The organism is Streptomyces sp. NPDC059832 (assembly GCF_042731715.1).
In the GTDB taxonomy this organism is placed as follows: domain Bacteria; phylum Actinomycetota; class Actinomycetes; order Streptomycetales; family Streptomycetaceae; genus Streptomyces.
Genome location: NZ_JBHWIY010000033.1, coordinates 18425 through 42732 on the forward strand (window position 1 = coordinate 18425; position 24308 = coordinate 42732).

Consider the following 24308-nt stretch of genomic DNA (forward strand, 5'->3'; position numbering starts at 1 on the left):
GGGCGTGAGACAGCGGAAGAACGCCCAGGTCACAGCGTCGGCAGATGACACCGGGATTGAGAACCTACACCTTGTAGGTTCTCAAATCCCGTGTCATTTTCTCGGTCGCTATGTCATGTGACTGACCGATCTGACACGGGATTGAGAATCGCTGGCCAATCCCATCACTCGTTCGGGTGACCTTGCTTCAGGTCCGGCGTGGGCGCCTCGCGCGGATGCGAACGTAGCGTTCGCAAAGGAGGCTGCCGACGATCCGGGGGTGACTCATGGTGGCAGGGCTGAGCGCGGCATCGATCACCGTGAGCCTGCGGAACGCGAACGGCGGCCTGGTCGAGAACCGGGAGTGGACCGCGTCATCGATCGACGGGCTTGCGGCAGCGGCACCCTGGCGGACCTTCCGCTGGTACAGGGGTCAGCGGCACTATTCGGGTACTTACTGGTCCGCCACGACGTGCGACCACATCATCTACGAGTCGCGCCTTGAACTGGCGCGGCTCCTCTTCGCTGATTTCGAGCCGTCCGTCCGTTCCATCGTGGCCCAGCCCTTTCTGCTCAAGGCCGAAGTGGACGGCGTTGTGCGCAAGCACATCCCGGACTACCTCCTGGTTACCGACGACGGGCCCGTGGTCGTGGATGTGAAGCCACTGCATCGGTTGTTCAAGTCGGAGGTGGCTTTCACATTCGACTGGACCCGTGAGGCTGTGGAGGTTCGTGGTTGGAGGTACGAGGTCTGGAGCGAGCCACCTTCGGTTGAGCTGGAGAACGTCCGGTTCCTGTCGGGCTACCGCACGGACTGGCTGTTCGGTCGTGGGCTCGTCGACGAGCTCCGAAGCGCTCAGCTCGACGGAGTCTCCTTGCGTCGTGCTGCGGGCAGCCTTCCCGAATATCCGGAGGAGCAAGTCCGGGCCGCGATCTATCACTTGCTGTGGACACAAGAGTTCACGATTGATCTCGGCCGACCGTTCAGCCCGGCGCACGTGCTGAGGAGGGCGGCGTGAGCAGGGCAGGGGCGCGGGTTGGCGTCGGTACACACTTCCGCTACGACGGGGAGACCGTCGAGGTGGTCGAGATGGCCGCCACCACGGCCGGCAACGAGGTCGTCCTCAAGGACCACCACGGCAGGATCTTGCGGCTGTCTTTGCGGGAACTGTTGTTTTCCGACCGAGCCACCCTTATCCCCGAGGGACCTGGACCGTCCTCGGACGATGCCGAGGAAATCGCCTCGGTGGTGCTGGGGCAGTTGGACGAGGACGACAGACGGCAGCTCCTGGAGCGGGCCGAGCACGTTCGGGAGCTTCTCACCGGATATCGGTCCGGCACTGCTGAAGTCGCGAGTGAAGGCGAACCGCAGGATCCGTACACGCCGACGCTGCCGCTGGAGGCACGCTATGCGGCGAAGGCTGCGGAACTCGGAGTCACCGATCGCACCATCCGACGGTGGGTTGCCGACTACCGCCGACACGGTGAGGCCGGTCTCATCCAGCGGACAAGTTCCCAGGCACGACCCTTCGGCAGGGCCGATGACCAATGGGTGGAGACCGCACTGGAAGTCATGGTCGAGCACACCGGTCAGTCGAAGCCGTCACGCAAGATGGTCATCGACCGGACCCAGGCCCGACTGATCGCACGGTTCGGTCCCGATGTCGTACCTCAGCCCAGCCAAGCCACGGCCTATCGGGTACTCACGGAGCTGGAGAGGCGGCACCCCCTGTTCCGGCTCAGCACCAAGCGGAACCGTGACATCGCCGATCGGCCGGACAGCGCTTATGGCAAGCTGCGGCCGACCAGGCCAGGCGAATACCTGCTGATGGACTCCACCCGGTTGGACGTCTTCGCGTTCGACCCGTTCACGCTGCGGTGGGTGCAGGCCGAGCTCTCGGTCGGTATGGACTGGTACACCCGTTGCATCACCGGGATCCGTGTCACGCCGGTGTCGACGAAGGCGGTGGATGTCAGCGCGGTGCTCTACCAGTCGTTCCGGCCTCGACCGGCGGGGGAGGACTGGCCGAGGCATGCGGTCTGGCCCGAGCACGGGATCCCCAGGACGGTACTGGTGGACGTCGGTGGGGCCAAAGGCCCAGGGCTCGCCTCGCCGGTGTTGGTCCCGGAGACGCTGGTGGTCGACCACGGCAAGGTCTATGTCTCGGAGCACTTGACCAGCGTCTGCCGCCGGATGGGCATCTCGATCCAGCCGGCGCGGCTGCGGACGGGCCGGGACAAGGGACCGGTCGAGCGGTTCTTCCGGACCATCCGGGAGGACCTCCTGCAGGCCCTGCCCGGCTACAAGGGGCCCGACATCCACTCTCGGGGCGAGAGGCCGGAGGGCGACGCGTTCTTCTTCCTCGACGAGTTGGAGGCGATCATCCGCGAGTGGACTGCGGTGGTCTACCACTGCCGGCCCCACTCGGGTCTCCTCGATCCGGGTCTGCCCGGGATGAGGATGTCCCCGGCGAAGATGTTCGAGCACGGCATGGCGCGGGCCGGCTATATCGAGGCCCCGCGGGATCCGAACCTCGCCTTCGAGTTCCTGCAGACCAAGTGGCGCACGATCCAGCACTACGGCGTCGAAATCGACCGCCGCCGCTACAACGGCGCTGCGCTCGACCCCTATCGCAACATCAAGAGCCCGTACAACAGCCCCGCCAAGGACGGCTGGCCGTTCCAGGTCGACCCCGACGACATCACCAGGATCTACTTCCGCGACCCTGACAGCCGCCACTGGCACACCTTGGTCTGGGAGCACGCTCCTGCCGCTCACATGCCGCTGAGCGAGGACGCCCTGGTCTTCGCACGGAAGCTGGCCGTCTCGAAGTACCGCTACCCGGACGACCGGCTCGCCGTCGCCGACCTGCTGGAACGGTGGAACCTCGGACTGGGCACGACGCTGGCCGAACGGCGCATGGCCCTGCGCCTCTCCCGTGAACAGGCAGCCATCGAACTGCCGGAGACCGAGGCCGAGACGGTCATCTCGCTTCCGTCCGTACGCCAGGCACTCGGAGCCGGCTCGGACCCGGTAGAGCCCGAGCGGCCGGAGCCTGGCGAAGTCGGCGATGACGACGAAGTCGATCTGGAAGACCTCGCCGGCGAGGACGACTTCTACGCGGACGCCCTGGAGGACGTGTGACGGGCACAACCAGCCTGCCCAGCCCGGCGAACCTGGCACTGTCCCGGAAGGAGGACTTCAAGGCATTCGCCGATGGTCCCCGCCGCACCCAACCCGAAGCGATGACACGCGCCCAGCACAAGGCCCTGGGCCGGCAGGAGCGTGCCGACCGTGACCTTCGCAGGCGTGAGTGGCACGCCAACCTGGGGCCGCTCCGGACGCCACAACTGGCCGAGCTGCACGAGGACTTGTGGGACATCATCGACAGCAACCTCCAGGACGGCGACAAGGCCAAGGGCGCCGTCGCAGTCGATGCCTTTCCCGGCCTGGGCAAGACCACCTCGGTGCTCGCATTCGCCCGTGAGTTCTACCGACGGGAGATAGCCGAGCAGGGGGAGTTCACCGCCCAGGGCGACGAACGGGTCCCTGTCTGCCGGGTCGGCCTGACCGGCAACACAGGAATGAAGGACCTCAACCGGGCCATGCTGGAGTTCTTCGGCCACCCGGGACGCAACCGCGGGACCACTGCCCAACTCGGCCAGCGAGCGTTGGACTGCGTCCTGTCCTGCGAGGTGCGTCTGCTCGTGCTGGACGATCTCCACTTCCTCAAATGGCGCCGGACCAACGGCATCGAGGTCAGCAACCACCTCAAGTGGATCGCCAACGAGTTCCCGGTGACGCTGCTGATGGTCGGCGTCGGGCTCGCTGACAAAGGGTTGTTCAGCGAGGGCGGGACAAGGGGCGGTGCGGTCATGGCCCAGACGGGGCGCCGCACCACACGGCTCGGCATGCGGCCCTTCACGATCGAGACCGAGAAGAATCGCCAGGAGTGGCGGAAGATGCTGCTGGCCCTCGAACAGCGCCTGGTCCTGGCCGACAAGCACCCGGGCATGCTCGCGGACGACCTGTCCGACTACCTCTTCGCCCGGAGCACCGGACACATCGGCTCCCTGATGACGCTGATCAACCGCGGCTGCCAGCGGGCCGTCCGGAACGGGGAGGAGAGGCTCAGCCGGAGCCTGTTGGACGAGGTGAAGAACGACGAAGCGTCGGAGAAGGCGCGTCAGGAACTCGAAGCCGCTCTGGAGAAGCGGCGCTTGACCAGCCGGCCCCAGCGTGCAGTCAGGCAATCCGCGTGACACGCCTCCCGAGGATGCTGCCGATCCGGCTCGATCCCCTGCCCGGCGAGGCCCTCGACTCGTGGCTGGAGGCACTCGCCCACCGGTTGTGCACGCCGTTGGGTGATGTGACGTCCCATCTCGGCTTCCCGGTCCGGGCGCGCTCCGGAAACCACCTCCACGACATCCCGTCGGACTGGACCATCGCGTTGCGCGAGCACGAAGCCGCAGCCGTCGCATACGCGAGCGGCGTACCGCCGGCGGTCATCACGGCCATGACACTGGCCCACTACGACCAGCGTGCCCTTCGCATCGACCCGGTCCGTCGGCACGTCGACCGCCGGGTGCTCTGGGGTCGTGGAAGGGGATCGCGGTTCTGCCCGGACTGCCTGACCGACTCAGGCGGCCGCTGGCAGCTTTTCTGGCGTCTGGGGTGGGCCTTCGCCTGCACCCGGCATCAGCGTCTGCTCGCCGACTGCTGTCCGAACTGCGGACGTGTCCAACGACAGAGGCCCCACTCCGGACGCGTCACACCCCAACCGTCCCTCTGCGGCAATCCACCCTCCCAGCCCGGCAGGCCCCCCTTCGGGGGCTGCGGTTTCGACCTGGCCGGCACCAAGACACTGCGACTTCCGGGCGGTCACCCGGCTTTGACGGCCCAGCACCGTCTTCTGGAAACCATCGAGTCGGACATCACGTCCTTCGGCGCCTACGCTGCTCTTCCTCAGCCGAGACTTGGCGCCCTCACAGATATCCGAGCCATCGCCGGCAGGGTTCTGGCCGATCTTCCCGCCGCCTTCATCAACGACATGCTGCCTGCCGATCTCGTCGCTGAGCACCTGTCGCCCGACAAGGACTCCCCGCTCGCCACCCGGGCTGCGGAACGCCCCGGATTCATGGCGCCACCCCGGGCCGCGAGCGCCGCGGTCGGGGTGGCCATCGCGCTTCGCGTGCTTGAGCACCAAGACCTGCAACGGGCAGGCGAGGTGATGCGAGGACTCCTGGAGGCAATGCGGGAGGACCTCTGGCAGATCAGCGCCACCAGCATCGACAGCTGGGGACGCGGCCTGACCCCCGCCCTGAACGCCCTCTACCTGGCCGCCCTCGGCCCGTCCCTCCGGCCCAGCGACCAACTGCGCTTCCGCACAGCGACCCCCATGCCCAGCAGGCCCGACCTCACCGACACCGAGGTGCTCCAACGGGCCCGGAAGGTGCCCAGCATGTTCTGGCCGGCATGGGCACTGCGACTCAGCCCTTCCAACGAGGTCTACCCCCGAGTCCTCACCCCCGCCCTGGCCTGCGTGCTCCTGGTCGTCGGCAGCAGAACCAGCCTCGACGGAGCATCCCGGCACCTCGGCGGGGCCGTCGACGGCATCACGGTCTCCCGCACGCTCCAGATGCTGAACGGTCAGCCGTCCTGGCCGGACGTGACCACAGCCCTGGTCCGTCTTGCCGACCACCTCGACTCCAACAGCGTCCCCATCGACTACCAGCGTCGACGCAACCTCGACTACCGCGACCTGCTGCCCCACGAGCTCTGGGTGGACATCTGCCGCCGCACCGGCACACCTCCCGGCCAAGGCCGACGCGAGCAGATCTTCCGCTGCCGGCTGTTCCAACGCATCAGCGGGCTCCCGGCCGAAGCCGCACCGGGCTACCGCCAGGAGGACGAGGCGCCCTTCAGGGCCGAGACCGCCCGCGCTGCGATCCATCAGACCCCCGAACTCGCCGCGGAACTCGACCGTGCGGCCCGAGAGTTCCTGACAGCCAGTGGCATCGAAGCCGAACCTGTGACCTGGCAGCCACCTATCACTCTGCTCGACGGACTGGACCTTCCGGGCCTCGATCCCGCCCCCATCGATGTCCCGGACCTGCATGACCTCATCCGTCGGCAGAAGAAGTCGGTGCAGCACGCAGCCGCAGTCTTCGGCACCGGCATCGAGGCGATCCGCTACGTCCTGGACGAGCACCCCGCCCCCGCCCTTCCACAGGACCAGGCCACTGCCCGGGCGACAGGGGCGACCCGTCGCAGGGCTCGTCGGGAGCTGGCGAAGGAGGACTTCGCGCGCCTCTACTCGGACGAATACCAGTCCCTCAACCAGATCAGCGCCGTCACCGGTTTCTCCCGCAAAGTGCTGGCCGCTCTCGCGCACGACTACGACATCCCGCTCCGCGACGGACCCCAGGACTACCAGCCCCGCGGGACAGTCGACCGGGACTGGCTGATCGAGCAGTACGTCCACTGCCACCGCACACTCCCCGACCTCGCACGCGAGAAGGGCATGAGCACCTCGAACATGGCGCGCTGGGCCAAGACCCACAGCATCCCCTTGCGACCACGCGGAAGCGCCAGCCACAACCAGGCACTCCGAGCCGCCGACGAGGCTGGCCGAGCACCGCGCATCCTCCGGCCCGCACTCACCGGCCGAGGCGCCGACGAACGCCTGAGCCGATTCGCCGCCGCGTCCGCCCACCCCAGCCTCAGCGCGGCGGCAGCAGCCCTCGGCCTCAACACCTTCACCCTCGTCGCACAGATCAACCGGATCGAACGAGAACTCGGTGGACCACTCCTGGTCCGGGCGGAACGCGGAAGGCCCATGACGCTCACTCCCCTGGGGAAGAAGGTGCTCAAGGCCATTCGAAAGATGCAGGACAACACGATGCCCTGAGACGCGGCATGATCATTCCGGGTCGGCAATGCGCCGAAACACCCCGTCGAACTCGCCTGGTGCCACCAGCCCGGCAATCACGCGCACCATGCTGCCGATGCCGGGATTCCGCACGATCAGCCCGTCCGCGCAGAAGAAGCACTGCCCGGAGACCGCCTCTCCGCTCGCCTCCCAGCTCCGCATGAGCCGATCCACCTCGGCGAGAGTGAAGATCGTGGAACTCCAGCGCGACCCGTCGGCAAGATGAACCTCGGCATCGACGTTGCAGACCTCCTCGATCGCCTCGTCCGGTTCCACGAGGAAGAGCACCTGGAAGTCGGCGGCCCGAACCCGGTAGTAGGGAGCCTCCCAGCCGGCATCAGAAGCCCGACCCTCAGACGCCGGGCCCGCCTGTTGCGGCATCGACGCCGTCACTGAAGCTCCTCACCCGGCGGTATGAAGGCGTCGGCGCTGTCGGCGTCCTCCACATGCCCCTGAGCATCGACCGTGATGGCAGTCGCCCGGCCCTGCGAAGTGATCAACCAGGCCAGCACCTGCTCCGTGAGAGGTGATCCACCCGGCCCTTCATCCGTCCAGTGTGCCCGCCATCCCCCACCGGGTATCGCGGCAACGACCTGATCGGCCCGCTCCAAGTGGGAGAAGTCCACGTAGTCCGTGACCTGGCGCAGTGCCCCTCGCTGCGGGTCGACCACCAAGGCTGTCCCGGTTGCGGGATCCCATCCCTCCACACGCACCATGCGACCGATCTCGGTCTCAGTGCCATTGAAGATGGCGGTCCATCCGGTCTGATTGAAGTATCGGAGTTGCATGGCGTCATGATCCCGGAGGTCCGGCGACCTGCTCGACCTCCGTGTCGTGGAAGCCGTGGTTATCAAGAAACCGGCAGGCCGGTGATGCTGATGTCAAAGACCCGACGGACTGTGGAAGCGGACCCAGACATTCCTGTAGGGCTCACGGAGCTTGTGGCCGACCGGCGGGCAGCCGGGCCAGTGTTGCTGCCACAGATCCGTCAGAAGCACCCGCACATCTCCAGTCAGTGGAGCCGCGACTGGCTCCCCAAGCAGGGGAGGCCGCCGAGTAGGCGGGAGAGAGCGCGGTCAGTGGATTGATGCTTTTCTATGCTGGTGCCCACGTTCACTCGTTGGGGGACTCCGTTGCCAGTGGGATACCGCACCGCCAGCAGTCGTTCACGTGGTCGTCCTGGCAGACGTAGCGGATGGCACCATCCACGCACCATTCGGCGGCCTCCTCGGACAGCAGGTCGGGCCCGGCAAGGAGCAGCCGACGAAATTCCGTGGTGTCCGCAATGTCGGCCGGGCGGTTGGTGAACCATTCGTCGAACCAAGGCTTGTCCCGGTGCATGCGCCAGTGCGCATTCTCCCGGTCGTTGACAGCCGTAAGGAACCGATCGACGATGCGCCCCCAACTGGGTGCTCCGAACCAGCCGTTGTCGGACGCACAGAAGGATTCGATCAGGGTTCGCAGGCCGAACTCCTTCTCGCGAAGGCAGTACCTTCGCCCCCATGAGATCGCGGCCTGTGCCATCTCCGCGAGTTCTTCTCGTGGATCATCCTCGTGCGCCGGGTCGTCAGCGTTGTGGCAGGCCAGCCCGAGCTCGAGCACGGACTGCCCTGTCGGTAGAACCCGAGACGGGTTGACGATCGCGAGACCGACAGCGATCCAGTCGACATGGTCGAACGACAGCATCGAGCGCACGAGTCGGGTGGTTGCCACGTTGATCCGCATCATCGTGCCGTCGTGGAGCGGACTCTTACCGGCATGCCAGTTCTCGACGGGTGTGTTGCGCCACACGGCGAGCGTGATGCGGGTGGCAGCCAGCCACAGCAGGGCGTCGTCGTCAAGGTGCCCGAACCGCTTGGCACACTCCTGGGCCCCGTAGGGGATCAACTCTCCCGGTTTCGGGCACCTGTGGCTGTCAGGCCCTTCAGGCGCGTACTCGTAGTCGCCGGCGTACTCGTCGAGGATTTCGCTCAACTCGGCTGCGCTGTAAGCCTCGCTGTACTCGGAGCCGTCCGGCCCTTCGACGGTGTACATGTCGTGGTCCCATGACACATACACGTCGCCCCAGAGCACGACGTCGTCGCACTCGATGGCGTTATCCGTCACAACCGGCCTGATGGTGATCGGCGCAGTACGCCCGTCGGTTCGCTCGCCGTCCTTCTTGGCGGCCCATGCGGTGATGATCCCGAGCGGCTTCGGAAGGAGAGGGCCGACCTCGGTGATGCTGAACGGCTCGTCGTCGTCATCGGTGTCGAACCGGCTGTTGACGAACGCGACCGCCTCGGAGGGCGTGCTGACGATGGACTGGGTACCACTCTCGTTGTCAACCACTCGCCACAACGGGCTGTTCTTCACGATGCTCTCCGATCGCGGTGAGCGCACCCGGGGCGGGTGCGATGCGCCGGGTCGCTCGGCACTGACTCCAATTATGGGCTGATCAACCCATCTGTAGTCCCGAAGACGCTTGTCGGCGATAACGTTCGGTACGTTCGCGTGCAACCTGCTTTTCGCGACCGCGGCGACACAGCAGAGTCCAACGGCGGATGAGGCGAAGATGGCGCTGAACAAGAAGGGTTCCCGGCGCATAACCGTTGACGGGATCGAGTACCGCTGGCGGATCCGCAGGAAGCCCTCCTACATGCAGGGACTCTGCTGGACACCACTGACCTATGCGGTTGAAGCGGCCAGCGGCAGCCAGCCGGGCACGACCTTGATCGTCACCAGCGGCCAGGTGCATCCCAGCAACTGGGTGGGCGTCGAGACGGAGCCCATTCGTCCGGCTCACGTTGCTGCCAGCATTCGAGAGGCACGGGATCAAGGCTGGGATCCAACCCGGGTCGGTTCTCCTTTCCAGCTCGACCGATCCACAGGATTCATCGCCCAGCCATGAGGTAGAGCGGAGTAGGGGGCGCATCTGGCCCGGCATCATGGTCTGGTGACCACATGGATGCGCTGCTACTGGGACGAGGAAGAAATCTGGTTCTACTTCGAGGTCGACGCTGAAGGCTGGGTGATCCGACAGGTCGAACTCGAAGGGCCTGAGCTGATCCCGATCGCGGCTGCTTCCCTCGCTGAGTGGCAGCGGGCCCGCGACGCAGGCCGCCTCGGTGATTACGACAGCAGATTCGGGATCACCGCCGAGCTGCCCGTCTCGGATTGGGAAGGTCAAGACCCCGAACAACTCACCTCCGAGGAGTTCGAGGAAGTCTGGGGTCCTGCCCGTCGCCAGCTCGCATCCCGGCCCAGCTGACCTCTCGGCGCCCGCACAGGCTTCTTGGCATCATCGCGACATGACCCCGACCCTTCCCCGCACCGTCCGAGCCGTCGACACCGCTCAGCTCCTGGACCTGGCCCAGGAGGCCGCCGTGCACGGCTTCAGCCAGCGGCTCCCGGTCGACTGGCTACGAGAGCACCTCGCCACAGAAGCGACGCACTACCTGTTCCCGACACTCGTGCAGAGGCTCACGCACCGGATCGACGTACCGGTGCAGTGGCGGTGCCAGCAACTGTTGACCGTCAGCACCGGCGAACAGATCTGGGGCCTGCTCGACATCCTCCCCGGCACCTTCGACAAGATCCCGGAAACCTTGGACACAGCCTCCAAGAAGAACATCGTCAGCCGCATCGGGCGAGCACTGACAGTGCGCGAGTGGGTGGAACGGATGGCCGGCGCCGCAGATCTGTAACGACATGGATTGCTGTCCGGTCAGTCAGACGACCTGAGGAAATGACATCGATCTGAGACGGCCGCTGTCTGACACGTCATGAGACTGAGTGAAAAGGTGCAGGTCACAGCATCGGCGTATGACATCAAAGCTGAGAACCTACACCTGTTGCAGGGGCTCAGATTTTCTGTCCTGACCTCACGCGCGACGTTCAGCTGGAGTCCTGCAGGACACGATCCTGAGACCGGCAGGTTGCGGGCAGGCACTCGGCGCCTCAAGCGCAGTTGACGTAGGGGAGTTGGTGACCATGACACGTTCCTCGATCTCGTTCAGCCTGCGGCCGGTACAGCTCCGATGAGCGAGTGGGGGTACGCGGGCTCGCCGACGGAATGCGCTCCGCCATCGCCGGGCACGGTCCGGGTGCGGTGAAATGGACTCGCCACTGCCTCGTTCTGCGGGTAGTTGTTTGAGCATGACCTTCTCACCCGAACAGTTGCTCCCCGGGACGCAGCGTGCTCTGCTGCACCGCATCGCCACCGCGCAGTCGGAGGGCCGCGCGCCCTCGCTCGTCGCCGCGGTACAGAGGCAGGGACAGACCGTCTGGAACGGCTCCCGCAGTTGCGTGGACGGGCATGCCCCGGACGCGGACACGCAGTTCAGGATCGGGTCCCTCACCAAGACCTTCACCGCGGTGCTGGTCCTGCGTCTGCGCGACGAGGGCCTTCTGGACCTGGACGATCCGCTGGAGAAGCATCTGCCCGGCACCGGCGTCGGTGGCGTGACCATCCACCAACTGCTGGGACACAGTGCGGGACTTGGTGCCGAGTCACCCGAGCCCTGGTGGGAGCGGACCCCGGGCACGCTGCGGCCCGAGTTGGCCGACGTACTCGGCGAGCAGACGCGGATGCACCGTCCGGGTCACCGTCACCACTACTCGAACCCCGGGTACACGCTGCTGGGCGCGCTGGTCGAGCAGGTGCGCGGGGCGAGCTGGGCGGAGGTGCTGCGACGCGAGATCCTGGAACCGCTCGGCATGCACCGCACCGGCCCCCACCCGCAGTCGCCGCACGCAGGCGGCTGGGCCGTGCATCCCTGGGCCGATGTCATGCTGCCCGAACCGGCCGAGGATCTCGGGCTGATGGCTCCGGCCGGTCAGCTCTGGTCCACCACCGATGACCTCCTGCGCTTCGCGACCCTCCTGGCCGAGGGGGACGACCGGGTGCTCTGTGCCGCCTCCGTGGAGCAGATGCGTGAGCCGTCCGCGCCGACCGAGTCCGGCGACTGGCAGTCCAACTACGGTCTGGGCCTCCAGGTGGTGCGCAGCGGCAGCCGCACGCTCTTCGGACATACGGGCTCGCTGCCCGGCTTCCTGGCCGCCCTGTGGATCAGCATCGAGGACGACGTGGTGGCGGTCGCGCTCACCAACGCGACGTCGGGACCGCTGATCGGTGGTGTTGCCGCCGACCTCGTGGACATCGTGGCCGAGGCCGAGCCCCGTATTCCGGAGCCCTGGCGCCCGCTGCCGGAGGTGGATGCCGAGCTTCTCGCGCTGACCGGTCCCTGGTACTGGGGCACGCGCCCGAACGTCCTGCGGATGGCCCCGGACGGTGGGCTGGAGCTCGGGCCCCTGCAGGGCGCCGGCCGCGGTGCCCGGTTCACCGCACAGTCCGATGGCACCTGGATCGGCCTTGACGGCTACTACTCGGGGGAGACGCTGCGTGTGGTCCGGAACAGTGACGGCAGCGTGAACCATCTCGATCTGGGTTCGTTCGTCTTCACTCGGGAGCCGTACGACCCGGCAGCGGCCGTTCCCGGCGGTGTGGACGAGGGCGGATGGCGGGGCCTGGGGACCTGAGCATCACGTTTCACGTGAAACGGGAGGGGGCGGGCCGGTTCAGGACGTCAACTCCCTTTCCGGCGGGGTGCGGAGGCGCGGCGTGACCCGTGCCTGCCCCGCCCATCGCGAAAGCCGGGATGCTGCCGTTCCGGTCGCGGCGGAGGCATCCCGGCCGACATCGGACAGCAGTCGCCGGACCGGCTCACCATCGGCTCGCTGGGCCCAGCCGCACGATGATCGCGTCGGCCACGGGCACCGGGGATGCGGCTCGTACGGACGGGGCCGGGAGGCGGCGCCGACCGAGCCTGGTCCTGCGCTGTCCGTCGCTGACGCGGTGCCCGGACGACCTCCCGGATTCCGGACGGGGGTCAGAGCGCGAGCTTGAAGCCCACATGGCTGGCGGTGAATCCGAGCCGCTCGTAGAAACGATGGGCATCGGTCCGGGTCGCATCGGACGTCAGCTGGACCAACTGGCAGTCCTGGCGCCGGGATTCGTCCACGGCCCACTCGATCAGCAGGGTGCCGAGGCCGCTGCCGCGCTCGTCGGCGTGGATGCGTACGCCCTCGATGACCGAGCGGGTCGAGCCGCGCCGGGAAAGCCCGGGAATCACGGTCAGCTGAAGGGTTCCGACGACGCGGCCCTCGCGCACCGCGACAACCAGATGCTGGTTCGGATCGTCCACCAACCGCCGGAACGCGGCGTGGTACGGGGTGAGGTCATCCGGCGACTCACGCTGTGCACCCAGCGGATCGTCGGCGAGCATGGCCACGATCGCGGGGATGTCGTCGAGGGCGGCCGGACGTATTTCGAGATCGCTCATGATCGGCAGGGTACGCAGATCATTCGGGCGGTGCGGGATTTCATCGGGCCTCGTGGGCCCCTCGCGACCACGCGGTGACTCACGCGGTCTGCACGGGGGCCTTCAGCTCCTCGACCGCCCTGACCAGCGGAGCCAGTTCGGGGCTCTTCGCGGCTTCGTCCAACGCGGCACGGAGCGCGCTGTCATTGGTCGGCCGGGCCTCGGCGAGCAGGGTGAGGCCGGCCTCGGTGACATCGGTGTAGATGCCGCGGCGATCGGTGTCGCAGAGATACCGCGTCAGCAGTCCGCGGTCCTCCAGGCGGGTGACCAGGCGGGTGGTGGCGCTCTGGCTGAGTACGACGGCGTCCGCGACCTGCTTCATCTGGAGATGCCCGCCGGGGCCGTTGTGCTGCCTGCTCAGGACGCCGAGCAGGGAGAACTCCCGCACGCTGAGTCCGTGCCCGGACTGCAGTGCCCGCTCGATACGGGCCTCGATCTTTCCGTGGAGCAAGGAGAGAGCGCACCAGCCCTGGGAGAGGGCGGTCAGTGCGGGGTCTGTCGCTGTCATGGGGTCTCTCCTCCGTGTCGGAGCCGCTTGCCACCAGGATAGGCGACTACCGCAATAGCCCGCGCTTGCAATTAATCGTCGTCTGCAATTATTGTGGACGCTCGTAAGGCGCAGACGCAATCTTCAGGGAAGGTGAAACCCATGCCGCTCGCGCTCCTAGCCCTCGCCATCGGGGCTTTCGGTATCGGGACCACCGAGTTCGTGATCATGGGGTTGCTCCCCGAGGTTGCTGCGGACTTCCAGGTCTCGATCCCGACCGCGGGATTCCTCGTCACGGGATACGCCCTCGGCGTCGTCCTCGGTGCCCCGGTGATGACGGCCCTCGGCACCCGGGTCACCCGCAAACGCATGCTGATGCTGCTCATGGGGCTGTTCGTGGTGGGCAATGTCGTCTCCGCGGTCGCCCCGGTCCTCGCTGTGATGGTCGTCGGCCGGGTGATCGCCTCACTCGCCCACGGCGCCTTCTTCGGCATCGGAACGGTCGTCGCGGCCGATCTGGTCGCTCCCCGGAAGAAGGCCGGCGCGATCGCCATGATGTTCACCGGCCTCACCGTGGCCAATGTCGTCGGTGTACCGCTGGGCACCTACATCGGACAGAGCGTCGGCTGGCGGACCACGTTCTTCGCCGTCGCCGCGATCGGCGTCATCGGTCTTCTCGGCGTCGCCAGGCTCGTCCCCGAACAGCCGCGGAACGAAGGCGTACGGCTCCGCGACGAACTGGCCGCGTTCCGCAATGTGCAGGTCCTGCTCGCCATGGCGATGACCGTGCTGGGCTTCGGCGGGGTCTTCGCCGCGATCACCTACATCACCCCGATGATGACCGAGATCGCCGGATACTCCACGTCGTCCGTCACCTGGCTGCTGGTCCTGCTCGGACTGGGCATGGTGGGCGGCAATCTGATCGGCGGCAAGTTCGCCGACCGTCGTCTGATGCCCCTGCTGTACGTGTCGCTGGGCGCGCTCTCCGTGGTGCTTGCCCTGTTCACCCTGACCGCTCACAACAAGATCGCCTCGGCCGTCACCATCGTGCTGATCGGCGGCCTGGGCTTCGCGACCGTACCGCCGCTGCAGAAGCGGGTGCTCGACCAGGCGGCCGATGCTCCGACCCTCGCCTCCGCGGCCAACATCGGTGCCTTCAACCTCGGCAACGCGCTCTCGGCGTGGCTCGGTGGCATCGCCATCGCGGCAGGCCTCGGCTACACCGCTCCCAACTGGGTCGGCGCGGCTCTGGCGGCCTCCGCCCTGGCCCTCGCGGTCGTCTCCGGTGTGCTGGAACGCCGCACGGTCACGCCCAGCCGACTGGTCGCCCGGCACAGCCCTGAGCCGGCCCTGGCCCCCGCGTCCCGGAGCTGATGCCCCCTCCCGCAGAGCACAGCGCCACACCGCGCCGCATCATTTCGCACCACCTCGCACCACCTCGCACCACCTCGTACCACCTCGCACCACCTCGTACCACATCGCACCACCTCGTACCAAGGAGTCACCCCATGAGCACCACCGTCGCCGTCGCCCCGCTGACGACCCCGGACGCCGAAGCACTGATCGACGCGGCCCGGACCGCCGCCGAGGCCGCCGGCGTCGCGGTCGCCGTCACCGTCCTCGACGCGGGTGGCCACCTGCTGGCCTTCCGGCGGGACGACCGGGCCGTCCTCATCGCCGGCGAGACCAGCACCCGCAAGGCGTACACGGCCCTCCAGCTCAACGCCCCCACGGCCGACCTCGTCGACGCGGTCCAGCCCGGCGGGCCCTTCCACACACTGCCCACCGCCCTCGACCGGCCGCTGCTCTTCATCGCCGGCGGCGTTCCGGTGCACCGCGGCGGCCGGCTCATCGGTGCCATCGGCGTCGGCGGAGGTGCTCCCGACCAGGACCACGGCTTCGCGACGGCCGCCGTGAGGGATCTCGCCCGACGCATCGCCTGACACATCGTCTGACGCACTCGCCGGGCCCATGGCCGCCGATGACGGCATCCGGCCGCGCGGGTGCCGGCGGTCAGCCCGTCGCCACGGTCAGCGGGGCGTAGCGACGGGTCCAGTCGCCCGGCAGGTCCGGGGCCCCGAGCGCCATCACCGTGGTCGAGGAGCCGGGCCGCAGACCGCACTCCTCGAACCAGTCGAGCAGCTCGGTATGGCGCGCGTCGACGTCCACGCGCAGAGGCAGATCCGTCGCCTCCGCGAGAGAGGCGACGAGCGCCTGAGCCGTGGCGGTGTCGCGCGCGATCAGCGGACCGACCACATGTGTCCGTTCGCTCGGCCAAGCCGCCGCGTAACCGATCAGACGTCCCTCGTCCTGGGCGACCCGGATGTGGTCGGCGTACGCGGGCAGCCGGGCGAGGACATGGGTCCGGTCGGTACCGAAGACGTCCGAGTCCAGCCGGACCATGGCGCGCAGGTCCTCCGCCGTGGCCGGGCGGACGGTCACGGCGGAGGACCTGTCGCCGGCCGGCCGGAAGGAGCCGGTGACCCGCTGGGAGCGGCCCACGACCGAGAAGCCGATCTGCTCGTAGAGCGGTTGCCCCGCGGCTGTCGCGTAGAGGCTGAGCGGTGTGCCTCCGGACTCGGCGATCACATGGTTCATCAGATGCCGCGCGATGCCCTGCCGCGCGTATCGCTCCGCGACGAGCAGCATGCCTATGGCGGCCAGCCGTGGCCCGTAGGAGGTCACCACGCAACTGGCCATCAGCCCCTTGCCCCCGGGGTCGTCCACGCCGTAGCCGGTCCCGGCGGTGAGAAGCAGGCCCCACCTGTGTTCATCGCGTGGCCAGCCACGGTCTTCGCAGAGATCGGCGCAGGCGACCAGGTCATCCGGGGTGAGGCGCCGGACAGGCAGTTCGGCGATCGGACGGGGCAGTGAGCTCGGCATGGGGGTCAGGCTGTCCGACGAGGTGTTCGCTCGTCCACTCCTTTACCGGCTCCTTTACCGGCTCCGGCCGAGCGGCGCAGCCGGCGGCCGCGCCGGGTGGGCCCCCAGGGCTTCAGCACCGATATCGCGGTGATGAAGAGGTACGTCGCCGTTGCCACTGCCGGAGCGACCACCAGGTCGATATCGACGGAGCCACGTGCCGCGGCCTCGTCGATGCCGGGCCGCAGGGAGAAGACGGACAGTGCCACGGTGATCAGGGTGAGCCAGAACTTCGTCCAGACCCACCGGTGCCTGGCCAGCCCCCATGGCGTGCCGAGTGCCAGGACGAGACCGCTGAACAGCGAGAAGAGGGCGACCGGTACGACCAGCCAGTCCCCGAAGATCTTCATGGCGCGGGTGGCGGCCTGTGCGGTGGCGGGGTCCGCGGTGGAGAAGGCCGTGATGCCGAGCGCCAGCAGTCCGACGGTCAGTCCCAGCCAGCCCACGGATACCGCGACATGCGCCACCAGGAGGCTGCGGCGGGCGGAGCGTTTGAGTGGTTTCACGTGAAACACGGTGCCGGGAGCGGAGCGATCGGGCGTCTGACCGCGGGAGTAATCGCGCGTACTAGCCTCGGCGTACAGCAGGCACTTCTTTGCTGCCGTCTCCGGCAGGTGAGTTGCCGCCTCGTCGGGTGCTGACGCGTTCATGGGTGGCTGTCATGGGTTCACGGCCCGCCCGTGTCCGTCGCAAGGCATCCTGGGCCGAGGGACCAAGGGCAGTGGCCGACCGGCGATCGTCAGCAGGACCCGAGTGCGTCCGCGGGCAAGGGGCTGCGGGCCGCGCTGGTGCGTAAGGCGATCACGAGACGTACGAGGCGAGGCACAGCATGGATGCTCCGGCCACCGGGTGGACCGAAGACGGAACGGACAGATCTCCCGACGCGGCCCTGATCCATCGCACCCTGACCGAGATATCTCCCGTCGCGGATCAGGCGACCTCGTACTTCTACGCGCTGCTCTTCGTGCGGCACCCGGAGCTGCGTGACCTGTTCCCGGTCGCGATGGACGTCCAGCGCGACCGTCTTCTCCGCGCGATCCTCACCGCGGCCGACCGGCTGGACGATCCACGTGCGCTGGCCGAGTACCTCGGCGAACTGGGCCGGGGGCACCGCAAGTACGGCACGTCGCCCATGCACTATCCCGCAGTGGGGGAGGCGCTCATGGGCGCCCTGAGCCGCTACGCGACCACTACGTGGGACGGGAAGACCGAAGCGGCATGGGTGCGCGCCTACACCGCGATATCGCAGATCATGATCGACGCCGCCGCCGAGGACGAGCAGCAGGCCCCTGCCTGGTGGCACGCGGAAGTGGTGTCCCACGACCTCAGGACCCGTGACATAGCGGTGCTCAGGCTCCGCCCCGACCAGGCCTACCCCTTCCTCGCAGGCCAGTACACGGCCGTGGAGACCCCGTGGTGGCCCCGGAACTGGCGGCACTATTCCTTCGCCTCGGCACCCCGCCCCGACGGTCTGCTCACCTTCCACATCAAGGCGGTCCCGGCCGGCTGGGTCTCCAACGCCCTGGTGCACCGGGCCCGGCCCGGGGACATCCTGCGACTCGGCCCGCCCACGGGATCGATGACGGTCGACCACTCCACCCACAACGGTCTGCTCTGTCTGGGCGGAGGCACGGGCATCGCACCCATCAAGGCGCTCGTCGAGGATGTCGCGGAGCATGGCGACCGGCGTCCCGTGGAGGTCTTCTACGGGGCACGCAGCGATCACGACCTGTACGACATCGACACGATGATGCGGCTCCAGAGCACCTATCCCTGGCTCGCGGTGCGGCCGGTGGTCTCCACCGGACCGCGAACGGGAGGGGGCCTGATGAGAGGACTGCTGCCCGAAGCGGTGCGGGAGTGCGGCCCGTGGCACGAGTACGACGCCTATCTCTCGGGCCCGCCCGGCATGATCCGCAGCGGCGTCGACACGCTCAGAGGCATCGGCATGCCGGCCGAGCGCATCCGGCACGACTTCGTGGAGGACCTGGCCGCGACCGGCCCCGCCTGACCGCGGCGGCTGTCATCGGCCCCGGAGCGGCGGCGGTCAGCCCAGGTCGGGCGCGTGCATCGCGCGTACGCCCTCGATGTTGCCGTCCAGGTAGTGCCGCAGCGACAGCGGCACGAGGTGGACGGCGGCGATGCCCATCCGGCTGAACGGCACCCGCACGATGTCGTACTCCCCGCAGGGATCGTCGATCTCGGGGCCGTGCCGCCGGGACGGGTCCATCGAGTCCAGCCGGCAGACGAAGAAGTGCTGCACCTTCACGCCCTTCACCCCGCCGCCCTCGATGTGCTCCACGGTGTCGACGAAGCAGGGGACCACATCGGTGATCTTGGCGCCGAGCTCCTCGTCCACCTCGCGGTGCAGGGCGTCGACCACGGTCGTGTCCTCGGGCTCGACCCCGCCACCGGGCGTGAGCCAGTAGGGATCCACCCCGGGCTTGGTGCGCTTGATGAGGATCAGGTCGTCGCCGTCGAGCAGGATGGCACGTGCGGTGCGCTTGACCACAGGACGTTCGGTCATGGCAAGAGCGTGGCCCGCGGGACCGGTTCTGAAACACCGGACAGGTGCCGGGCCGTCCTGCGCTCACCAGTCGGCGGCGGCGCGCAGCAGCCACTCGTGCGCCCGCGCGATGTGGGGCAGCGCGAGCGTGCCGGTCCGCACGGCCAGGAAGTAGGTGCGCAGGGGAGGCACGGGAGGATCCAGGAGGGCCACGACCTCACCCCGCTCCAGCGCCCTCTCGCACAGATAGCGCGGCAGCACGGCGAGCCCGCCGCCCGCCGCGGTGCACTCCAGGACCGCCCGGAGGTCCGGCACGACGACGGTCCCCGCGACGGCGGGCCGGCTCTCGAAGACGGCGGCCCAGTAGCGGGAGACGAGCGGCAGGCTCTCGTGGACCTCCACGATCGGCAGCTGGTCCAGTACCACGGGCCCCTTGTGCCGCAGGGTCCCGGGCCCGAGGCGCCCGGCCCAGCGTGGCGCGGCGACCAGGATGTGTTCCTCGTCGCAGAGCGGAGTCGCGGTGAGCAGCCCACCGCGCGGGCGGGTCGTCGCGATGGCCAGATCATGGTGACCGGCGGCCAGCCCGTCCAGCGTCTCCTCGGCACCGGCGAAGAACGAACTGCGCAGAGCCAGGCCCTGGCCGACGAGCGGGGTGAGCGCGGGCAGGGCGCGCATCGAGGTGAACTCGGGAGGTCCGGCCAGATGCAGGGTCCGTACGCCCGACTCCTCGTCGAGCTCCGTCTCGGTGATCTCGATCAGCGCGTCCAGATGCGGCGCCGCCCGGTGCGCGAGTTCGTCGCCGATGGTCGTCGGGGTCACGCCGCGGGCCCTGCGCAGGAAGAGGGGGCGGCCCAGCTGCCGCTCCAGGGTCCGGATCTGCGAGGTGACCGCGGGCTGGGAGAGGCCGAGCAGGGCAGCGGCCCGGGTGAAGGAGCCGGCCCGGTGCACCGTGACGAACGTGCGCAGCAGGGCCAGGTCCATGTCCTGTCCTCCCACCCTCGCGACGCTTCGGACCCGTACAACTATAAATATGTCGATAGGTCGCTGTCGCTACCGTGATTGGACACTGACGGAGAGTCAACTAGCCTGGTTCAGGCGGTTCTTCGCAGGAGGAACCGGGGCGGTCCGAGCCACGAGGGGGGAGGCTCGGACCGCCCGTACCGGGTCGTTCAGTGCTCGCCCAGCGCCGCGTCCAGCGCCCGTTCCACATCCGCCACCAGGTCCGCCGGACTTTCCGCACCGACCGAGAGGCGGATGAAGCCCTCGGGTACCGCGTCACCGCCCCAGCGCGCCCGGCGCTCGGCGGTGGAGCGCACACCACCGAAGCTCGTCGCGTCGTCGACCAACCGCAGCCCGGTCAGGAAGCGCTCGGCACGTTCGCGGTCGGGCAGGACGAACGACACCACGGAGCCGAAGCGCCGCATCTGCCGCACGGCCTTCGGATACGAGGGGTCGGTGGGCAGCCCGGGATACCGCAGCCCGGTCACCTCCGGCCGCTTGCCGAGTGCCTCCGCCAGCGTCAGGGCGGTGGCGCACTGCCGGTCGATCCGCAGCTCCAGCGTGGCCAGCGACCGGTGCGCGAGCCAGGCCTCCATGGGGCCCGGGATGGCGCCGACCACCTTGCGCCAGCGCCGTACTCCCGCTGCCAGCTCCGGATCACGGCAGGTCACATGGCCGAGCAGGATGTCCCCGTGTCCGGTCAGGCCCTTGGTGTCACTGGCCACCGAGCAGTCGGCCCCCAGCTCCAGTGGGCGCTGTCCGAGTGGTGTGGCGAGGGTGTTGTCGACGGCCACCAGAGTGCCGGCCGAGTGCGCCGCCTCGACGAGCCGGCGCACGTCGCAGACGTCGAGCCCCGGATTGGACGGGGTCTCGATCCACAGCAGCTTCGCGCCTTCGAGGACCGCGAGCTGGGCATCGCCACCGGTCGGCGCGGTCCGCACCTCGACGCCGTACGCCTCCAGCTGCGCACGCACCAGCGGCAGGGCCTGATAGCCGTCGTCGGGCAGCACGACCACGTCGCCAGCACGTGCCTGGGACAGCAGCACGGCCGAGATCGCCGCCATCCCGGAGGCGAAGACCGTGGTCTCGACGGGCTCCCCCGGTGCCTCCAGTTCACCGATGGCGCGTTCCAGAAGGGTCCAGGTCGGATTGGTGTCCCGGCCGTAGGTGTACGGACCGGTCGGTTCGCCGGAGAGGTGGAAGTGCGCGGCGAAGACCGGACCGGGCAGGGTGGGCTCGAACTGCTCCGGTTCGGGCAGCCCGGCCCGTACCGCCCGGGTTCCGTCACCCATGGTGCTCATACCGCTTCCTCACTTCTCTCCGGTGTGCCACCGGTCCTGCCCGCACTGTTCCAGTAGGTGCCGGGTCAGTCCTCGTCGGGCAGGACCACGTTCAGGGCCCACGACACGATCGAGATGATCAGGCCGCCGAGCACGGCGGTCCAGAAGCCCTCGACATGGAAGCTCAGGTCGAACAGCCCGGCCAGCCAGGAGGTCAGCAGCAGCATGAGCGCGTTGACCACCAGCGTGATCAGCCCGAGCGTGAGGATGAAGATCGGCAGGGTCAGCAGCTTCACGATCGGCTTGACCACGGAGTTCACCAGGCCGAAGAGCAGGGCGACCACGACCAGCGTGAGCGCCTTGCGTCCGGTGCTGCCACCGGTCAGCGTGATGTCCTGGATCAGCCAGATGGCCACGGCCAGCGCACCTGCGTTGGCGATCGTCTTGACTACGAAATTCTTCATGTGTCTGATCGTGGCAGACGTGATCGGTGGCGGACACCGGCAGTACAGAGGCAAGGGGCGGACAGGCCATGAAGGCATTCAGACTGGACGAGCTGGAGGCGGAACGGGCCGCCAACGACGGCGCGTATCTGCAGTTCGTGAAGGAACGGAACATGTCCGTCGGCCTGTACGCGCTGGACGCCGGTGAACTCGACCCGCAGCAGCCGCACAACCAGGACGAGGTCTACCTCGTCGTCAGCGGCCGCGCCTCGATCACGGTAGGCATGGAAACCACGCAGGTGGGCAGAGGAAGCGTGGTGTACGTACCGGCCGGTGTCGCCCACAAGTTCCACCACATCACCGAGGACCTGCGGGTGATGGTGGTCTTCTCCCCGCCGGAGAGCTGAGCCGAACCGCCGGAGGGCGGGGGCCGCTCTCAGGGATCCCTCAGGGGTCGATCAGGGGACTTCAAGGGCTGCGCGGCCCCCGTCGGCCCCCTCCGCAGCTCTAGCATCGAAGCAGGAACTCAAGGAGAAGAGGTAGCGACGATGGCCGTGCGGGAGATATTCGCTGGGATGCCCTGGTGGGTGAAGTGGATCGCGGTGCCGGTCATCGCGATCGTCGTGTTCGGAGGTCTGATCGCCAGCGTGATCGGGTTCGTGATCGGACTGCTCTTCAAGGTCCTGATCTTCGTGATCCTGGTCGGCGGGCTCGTCTTCGTCATACGCAAGTTCATGTCGTCGTCCTCTTCGCGCAGCGACTGGTAGGACGATCGGAGACCGGCCGGGGCATTAGCCCAGCTGAGCTAAGCGGAAGGCGAAACGGCACCCCTCGCGGACCCGGCCGATACAGTGGCAGTTCGCTGCCACCACCTGGGAATTAACAGTCCGTCACCACGCTGACCAGTGGTTTGTACGGCGTTCGGTCTCCGGACCCCAGCCATGCGGCAGCCCGTGGGGGCGGCCCCCACAGGCGGGCTGACCACCCGTCACCATGCCTGGGGGTGACTGTTGACCACGGCATCGAGCACTGCTGCCCCGACGCTGATCGGTTCGGTGCAGCGAGCGCTGAGGCTGCTGGAAGCCGTGGTCGCCCATCGCGACGGGGCGCCCGCGAAGCAACTGGCCAGGGAGGCGGGCCTTCCTCTTCCCACGGCCTACCATCTGCTGCGCACCCTGACGCATGAGGGCTATCTGCGTCGGGAGAACGGCGTCTTCCTCATCGGGACCGCGGCTGAACGCCTGGTCGGCGAGGGGACGCTGCAGAGTCGCCGCGGCAGAATGGCGGAGTCGCTCGGCCGCTGGCGCGACATCATCGGCGCACCGGTGTACTGCGCCGTCTACCGCGAGGGCGAGATCGAACTCATCGCGGTCGCCGACACCCCCGCCAACCCCGCCGTCGACGAGTGGGCGTCCTTCCGGGAGACCGGACATGCCCACGCGATCGGCCAGTGCCTGCTGAGCCAACTCGACGAGAAGGCCCGCGAGGACCACCTGGACCGTCACCCTGTGCGTCCGCTTACCCGCTACTCGGTGAAGGACCGTGCGGCGCTCCTGGAACGACTGCGCTCGATGAAACGGATGGAACCCGTCATCGAGCGCCAGGAGTACGCCCTGGGCACGGTCTGCGCGGCCATCCCGATCACAGCCGGATTCACCGCCGCCGCGATGGCGATTTCCGTACCCCTGGAGCAGGAAAGTCGGTTGCTCCCCGCAGTCGAACAACTACGTGGCGAAGTGGCCAACCTCTTGCGTTCGCTCGTGTTCTCTATCAGTATCTGAAAAATCACTCCTTGTGATCTGCTATCGCGTGCACCACGATGGCGTCAATAGGGCCACGGGGGATCATTCCTGGCCAGATTCATCTACTGCGGGGTTGAACGATGCGCGAGTCGGTTCAAGCTGAGGTCATGATGAGCTTCCTCGTTTCCGAGGAACTCTCTTTCCGGATCCCGGTGGAGCTCCGGTACGAGGTCTGCGATCCGTATGCGATCCGGATGACCTTCCATCTGCCCGGTGACGCCCCCGTCACCTGGGCATTCGGCCGTGAGCTGCTGCTCGACGGCCTCAACAGCCCCAGTGGTGACGGTGATGTGCACATCGGACCCACCGAGCCCGAGGGGCTTTCCGACGTACATATCCGGCTCCAGGTCGGCGAGGACCGGGCCCTCTTCAGGGCCGGTACGGCACCACTTGTGGCGTTTCTCGACCGGACCGACAAGCTTGTGCCGCTCGGGCAGGAGTGCACGCTGGGTGACTTCGAGGGCAACCTGGAGGACGCCCTGGGCCGGATCCTTGCCGAGGAACAGAACGCCGGCTGACAAGAACGGCGCCGCCGACCGGCTCGCCGGTCGAACACGGCACCTGCCGAATGGGTGAATTGTTCACCTGGCGGGGAC

Annotated in this window: 26 protein-coding genes; 15 read left to right on the forward strand and 11 right to left on the reverse strand. The window is 67.9% G+C overall.

Annotated elements, in window-relative coordinates:
- Nucleotides 1-266: 266 nt before the first annotated feature.
- From ACFV8T_RS36535 to ACFV8T_RS36550, 4 genes are read left to right on the forward strand one after another with little or no spacing between them, the layout of a single operon-like run.
- Nucleotides 267-998, forward strand: a complete 732-nt coding sequence (locus ACFV8T_RS36535; RefSeq protein WP_385335972.1) for a TnsA-like heteromeric transposase endonuclease subunit — start codon at nt 267-269, stop codon at nt 996-998.
- Nucleotides 995-3124, forward strand: a complete 2130-nt coding sequence (locus ACFV8T_RS36540) for a helix-turn-helix domain-containing protein (protein WP_385335974.1) — start codon at nt 995-997, stop codon at nt 3122-3124. The genes ACFV8T_RS36535 and ACFV8T_RS36540 overlap by 4 nt, the downstream gene beginning before the upstream one ends.
- Nucleotides 3121-4242 (forward strand): AAA family ATPase, encoded by a 1122-nt coding sequence (locus ACFV8T_RS36545; RefSeq protein WP_385335976.1) that lies wholly within the window; start codon nt 3121-3123, stop codon nt 4240-4242. The genes ACFV8T_RS36540 and ACFV8T_RS36545 overlap by 4 nt, the downstream gene beginning before the upstream one ends.
- Complete coding sequence (locus ACFV8T_RS36550; RefSeq protein WP_385335978.1) at nt 4239-6890, forward strand: TniQ family protein; 2652 nt, start codon at nt 4239-4241, stop codon at nt 6888-6890. Before ACFV8T_RS36545 ends, ACFV8T_RS36550 begins: the two co-directional genes overlap by 4 nt.
- Before the next feature lie 12 nt (nt 6891-6902).
- On the opposite strand, the gene ACFV8T_RS36555 is transcribed toward ACFV8T_RS36550, so the two are convergent.
- From ACFV8T_RS36555 to ACFV8T_RS36565, 3 genes are all read right to left on the reverse strand, one after another.
- A complete protein-coding gene (locus ACFV8T_RS36555; protein WP_385335980.1) occupies nt 6903-7304 on the reverse strand; it encodes a hypothetical protein in 402 nt (133 codons plus the stop codon).
- The gene (locus ACFV8T_RS36560; protein WP_055592324.1) at nt 7301-7699 is read right to left on the reverse strand and encodes a hypothetical protein; all 399 of its coding nucleotides are present in this window, start codon (nt 7697-7699) and stop codon (nt 7301-7303) included. Before ACFV8T_RS36560 ends, ACFV8T_RS36555 begins: the two co-directional genes overlap by 4 nt.
- 325 nt (nt 7700-8024) lie before the next feature.
- Nucleotides 8025-9266, reverse strand: coding sequence for a hypothetical protein (locus ACFV8T_RS36565; protein ID WP_385335982.1), 1242 nt, complete (start codon nt 9264-9266; stop codon nt 8025-8027).
- A 199-nt stretch (nt 9267-9465) separates the two neighbouring features.
- Between ACFV8T_RS36565 and ACFV8T_RS36570 the strand changes: the two genes are divergently transcribed.
- From ACFV8T_RS36570 to ACFV8T_RS36585, 4 genes are all read left to right on the forward strand, one after another.
- Nucleotides 9466-9801, forward strand: a complete 336-nt coding sequence (locus ACFV8T_RS36570) for a hypothetical protein (RefSeq protein WP_383969126.1) — start codon at nt 9466-9468, stop codon at nt 9799-9801.
- Between the two features lie 57 nt (nt 9802-9858).
- Nucleotides 9859-10161, forward strand: coding sequence for a hypothetical protein (locus ACFV8T_RS36575; protein WP_385336065.1), 303 nt, complete (start codon nt 9859-9861; stop codon nt 10159-10161).
- Nucleotides 10162-10201: 40 nt separating this feature from the next.
- Nucleotides 10202-10597, forward strand: a complete 396-nt coding sequence (locus ACFV8T_RS36580; RefSeq protein WP_329453537.1) for a hypothetical protein — start codon at nt 10202-10204, stop codon at nt 10595-10597.
- Nucleotides 10598-11048: 451 nt separating this feature from the next.
- On the forward strand, nt 11049-12431 hold the full coding sequence (locus tag ACFV8T_RS36585) for a serine hydrolase domain-containing protein (protein WP_385335985.1): 1383 nt from the start codon (nt 11049-11051) through the stop codon (nt 12429-12431).
- Nucleotides 12432-12781: 350 nt separating this feature from the next.
- Here ACFV8T_RS36585 and ACFV8T_RS36590 read toward each other — a convergent pair whose 3' ends face one another.
- The gene (locus ACFV8T_RS36590; RefSeq protein WP_266416773.1) at nt 12782-13234 is read right to left on the reverse strand and encodes a GNAT family N-acetyltransferase; all 453 of its coding nucleotides are present in this window, start codon (nt 13232-13234) and stop codon (nt 12782-12784) included.
- 79 nt (nt 13235-13313) lie between these two features.
- The gene (locus tag ACFV8T_RS36595; protein ID WP_385335987.1) at nt 13314-13781 is read right to left on the reverse strand and encodes a MarR family winged helix-turn-helix transcriptional regulator; all 468 of its coding nucleotides are present in this window, start codon (nt 13779-13781) and stop codon (nt 13314-13316) included.
- Nucleotides 13782-13922: 141 nt separating this feature from the next.
- Between ACFV8T_RS36595 and ACFV8T_RS36600 the strand changes: the two genes are divergently transcribed.
- On the forward strand, nt 13923-15134 hold the full coding sequence (locus tag ACFV8T_RS36600; RefSeq protein ID WP_385335989.1) for an MFS transporter: 1212 nt from the start codon (nt 13923-13925) through the stop codon (nt 15132-15134).
- A gap of 134 nt (nt 15135-15268) precedes the next feature.
- The gene (locus ACFV8T_RS36605) at nt 15269-15703 is read left to right on the forward strand and encodes a heme-binding protein (protein WP_385335991.1); all 435 of its coding nucleotides are present in this window, start codon (nt 15269-15271) and stop codon (nt 15701-15703) included.
- Nucleotides 15704-15773: 70 nt separating this feature from the next.
- On the opposite strand, the gene ACFV8T_RS36610 is transcribed toward ACFV8T_RS36605, so the two are convergent.
- Entirely contained in the window at nt 15774-16643 is an 870-nt protein-coding gene (locus ACFV8T_RS36610; RefSeq protein WP_385335993.1) for a GNAT family N-acetyltransferase, read from the reverse strand.
- A gap of 5 nt (nt 16644-16648) precedes the next feature.
- Nucleotides 16649-17188 (reverse strand): DUF2269 domain-containing protein, encoded by a 540-nt coding sequence (locus ACFV8T_RS36615; protein WP_385335995.1) that lies wholly within the window; start codon nt 17186-17188, stop codon nt 16649-16651.
- Between the two features lie 323 nt (nt 17189-17511).
- Here ACFV8T_RS36615 and ACFV8T_RS36620 point away from each other — a divergent pair, with 323 nt between their 5' ends.
- Nucleotides 17512-18693, forward strand: a complete 1182-nt coding sequence (locus tag ACFV8T_RS36620; RefSeq protein WP_385335997.1) for a globin domain-containing protein — start codon at nt 17512-17514, stop codon at nt 18691-18693.
- A gap of 36 nt (nt 18694-18729) precedes the next feature.
- Here the strand turns inward: ACFV8T_RS36620 and ACFV8T_RS36625 are convergent, their stop codons facing one another.
- From ACFV8T_RS36625 to ACFV8T_RS36640, 4 genes are all read right to left on the reverse strand, one after another.
- Nucleotides 18730-19209, reverse strand: a complete 480-nt coding sequence (locus ACFV8T_RS36625) for an NUDIX domain-containing protein (RefSeq protein WP_385336000.1) — start codon at nt 19207-19209, stop codon at nt 18730-18732.
- 63 nt (nt 19210-19272) lie between these two features.
- Complete coding sequence (locus tag ACFV8T_RS36630; RefSeq protein ID WP_385336002.1) at nt 19273-20169, reverse strand: LysR family transcriptional regulator; 897 nt, start codon at nt 20167-20169, stop codon at nt 19273-19275.
- Between the two features lie 188 nt (nt 20170-20357).
- The gene (locus tag ACFV8T_RS36635) at nt 20358-21488 is read right to left on the reverse strand and encodes a cystathionine gamma-lyase (RefSeq protein WP_385336004.1); all 1131 of its coding nucleotides are present in this window, start codon (nt 21486-21488) and stop codon (nt 20358-20360) included.
- Nucleotides 21489-21553: 65 nt separating this feature from the next.
- Nucleotides 21554-21931: a phage holin family protein gene (locus ACFV8T_RS36640; RefSeq protein WP_385336006.1), complete on the reverse strand. Its 378-nt coding sequence runs from the start codon at nt 21929-21931 to the stop codon at nt 21554-21556.
- Nucleotides 21932-21999: 68 nt separating this feature from the next.
- Here ACFV8T_RS36640 and ACFV8T_RS36645 point away from each other — a divergent pair, with 68 nt between their 5' ends.
- From ACFV8T_RS36645 to ACFV8T_RS36660, 4 genes are all read left to right on the forward strand, one after another.
- A complete protein-coding gene (locus ACFV8T_RS36645; RefSeq protein WP_072488196.1) occupies nt 22000-22317 on the forward strand; it encodes a cupin domain-containing protein in 318 nt (105 codons plus the stop codon).
- 147 nt (nt 22318-22464) lie between these two features.
- Entirely contained in the window at nt 22465-22677 is a 213-nt protein-coding gene (locus ACFV8T_RS36650) for a DUF5326 family protein (RefSeq protein WP_385336067.1), read from the forward strand.
- A 243-nt stretch (nt 22678-22920) separates the two neighbouring features.
- A complete protein-coding gene (locus ACFV8T_RS36655) occupies nt 22921-23691 on the forward strand; it encodes an IclR family transcriptional regulator (RefSeq protein ID WP_385336008.1) in 771 nt (256 codons plus the stop codon).
- A gap of 101 nt (nt 23692-23792) precedes the next feature.
- Complete coding sequence (locus tag ACFV8T_RS36660) at nt 23793-24230, forward strand: SsgA family sporulation/cell division regulator (RefSeq protein WP_072488197.1); 438 nt, start codon at nt 23793-23795, stop codon at nt 24228-24230.
- Nucleotides 24231-24308 lie beyond the last annotated feature (78 nt).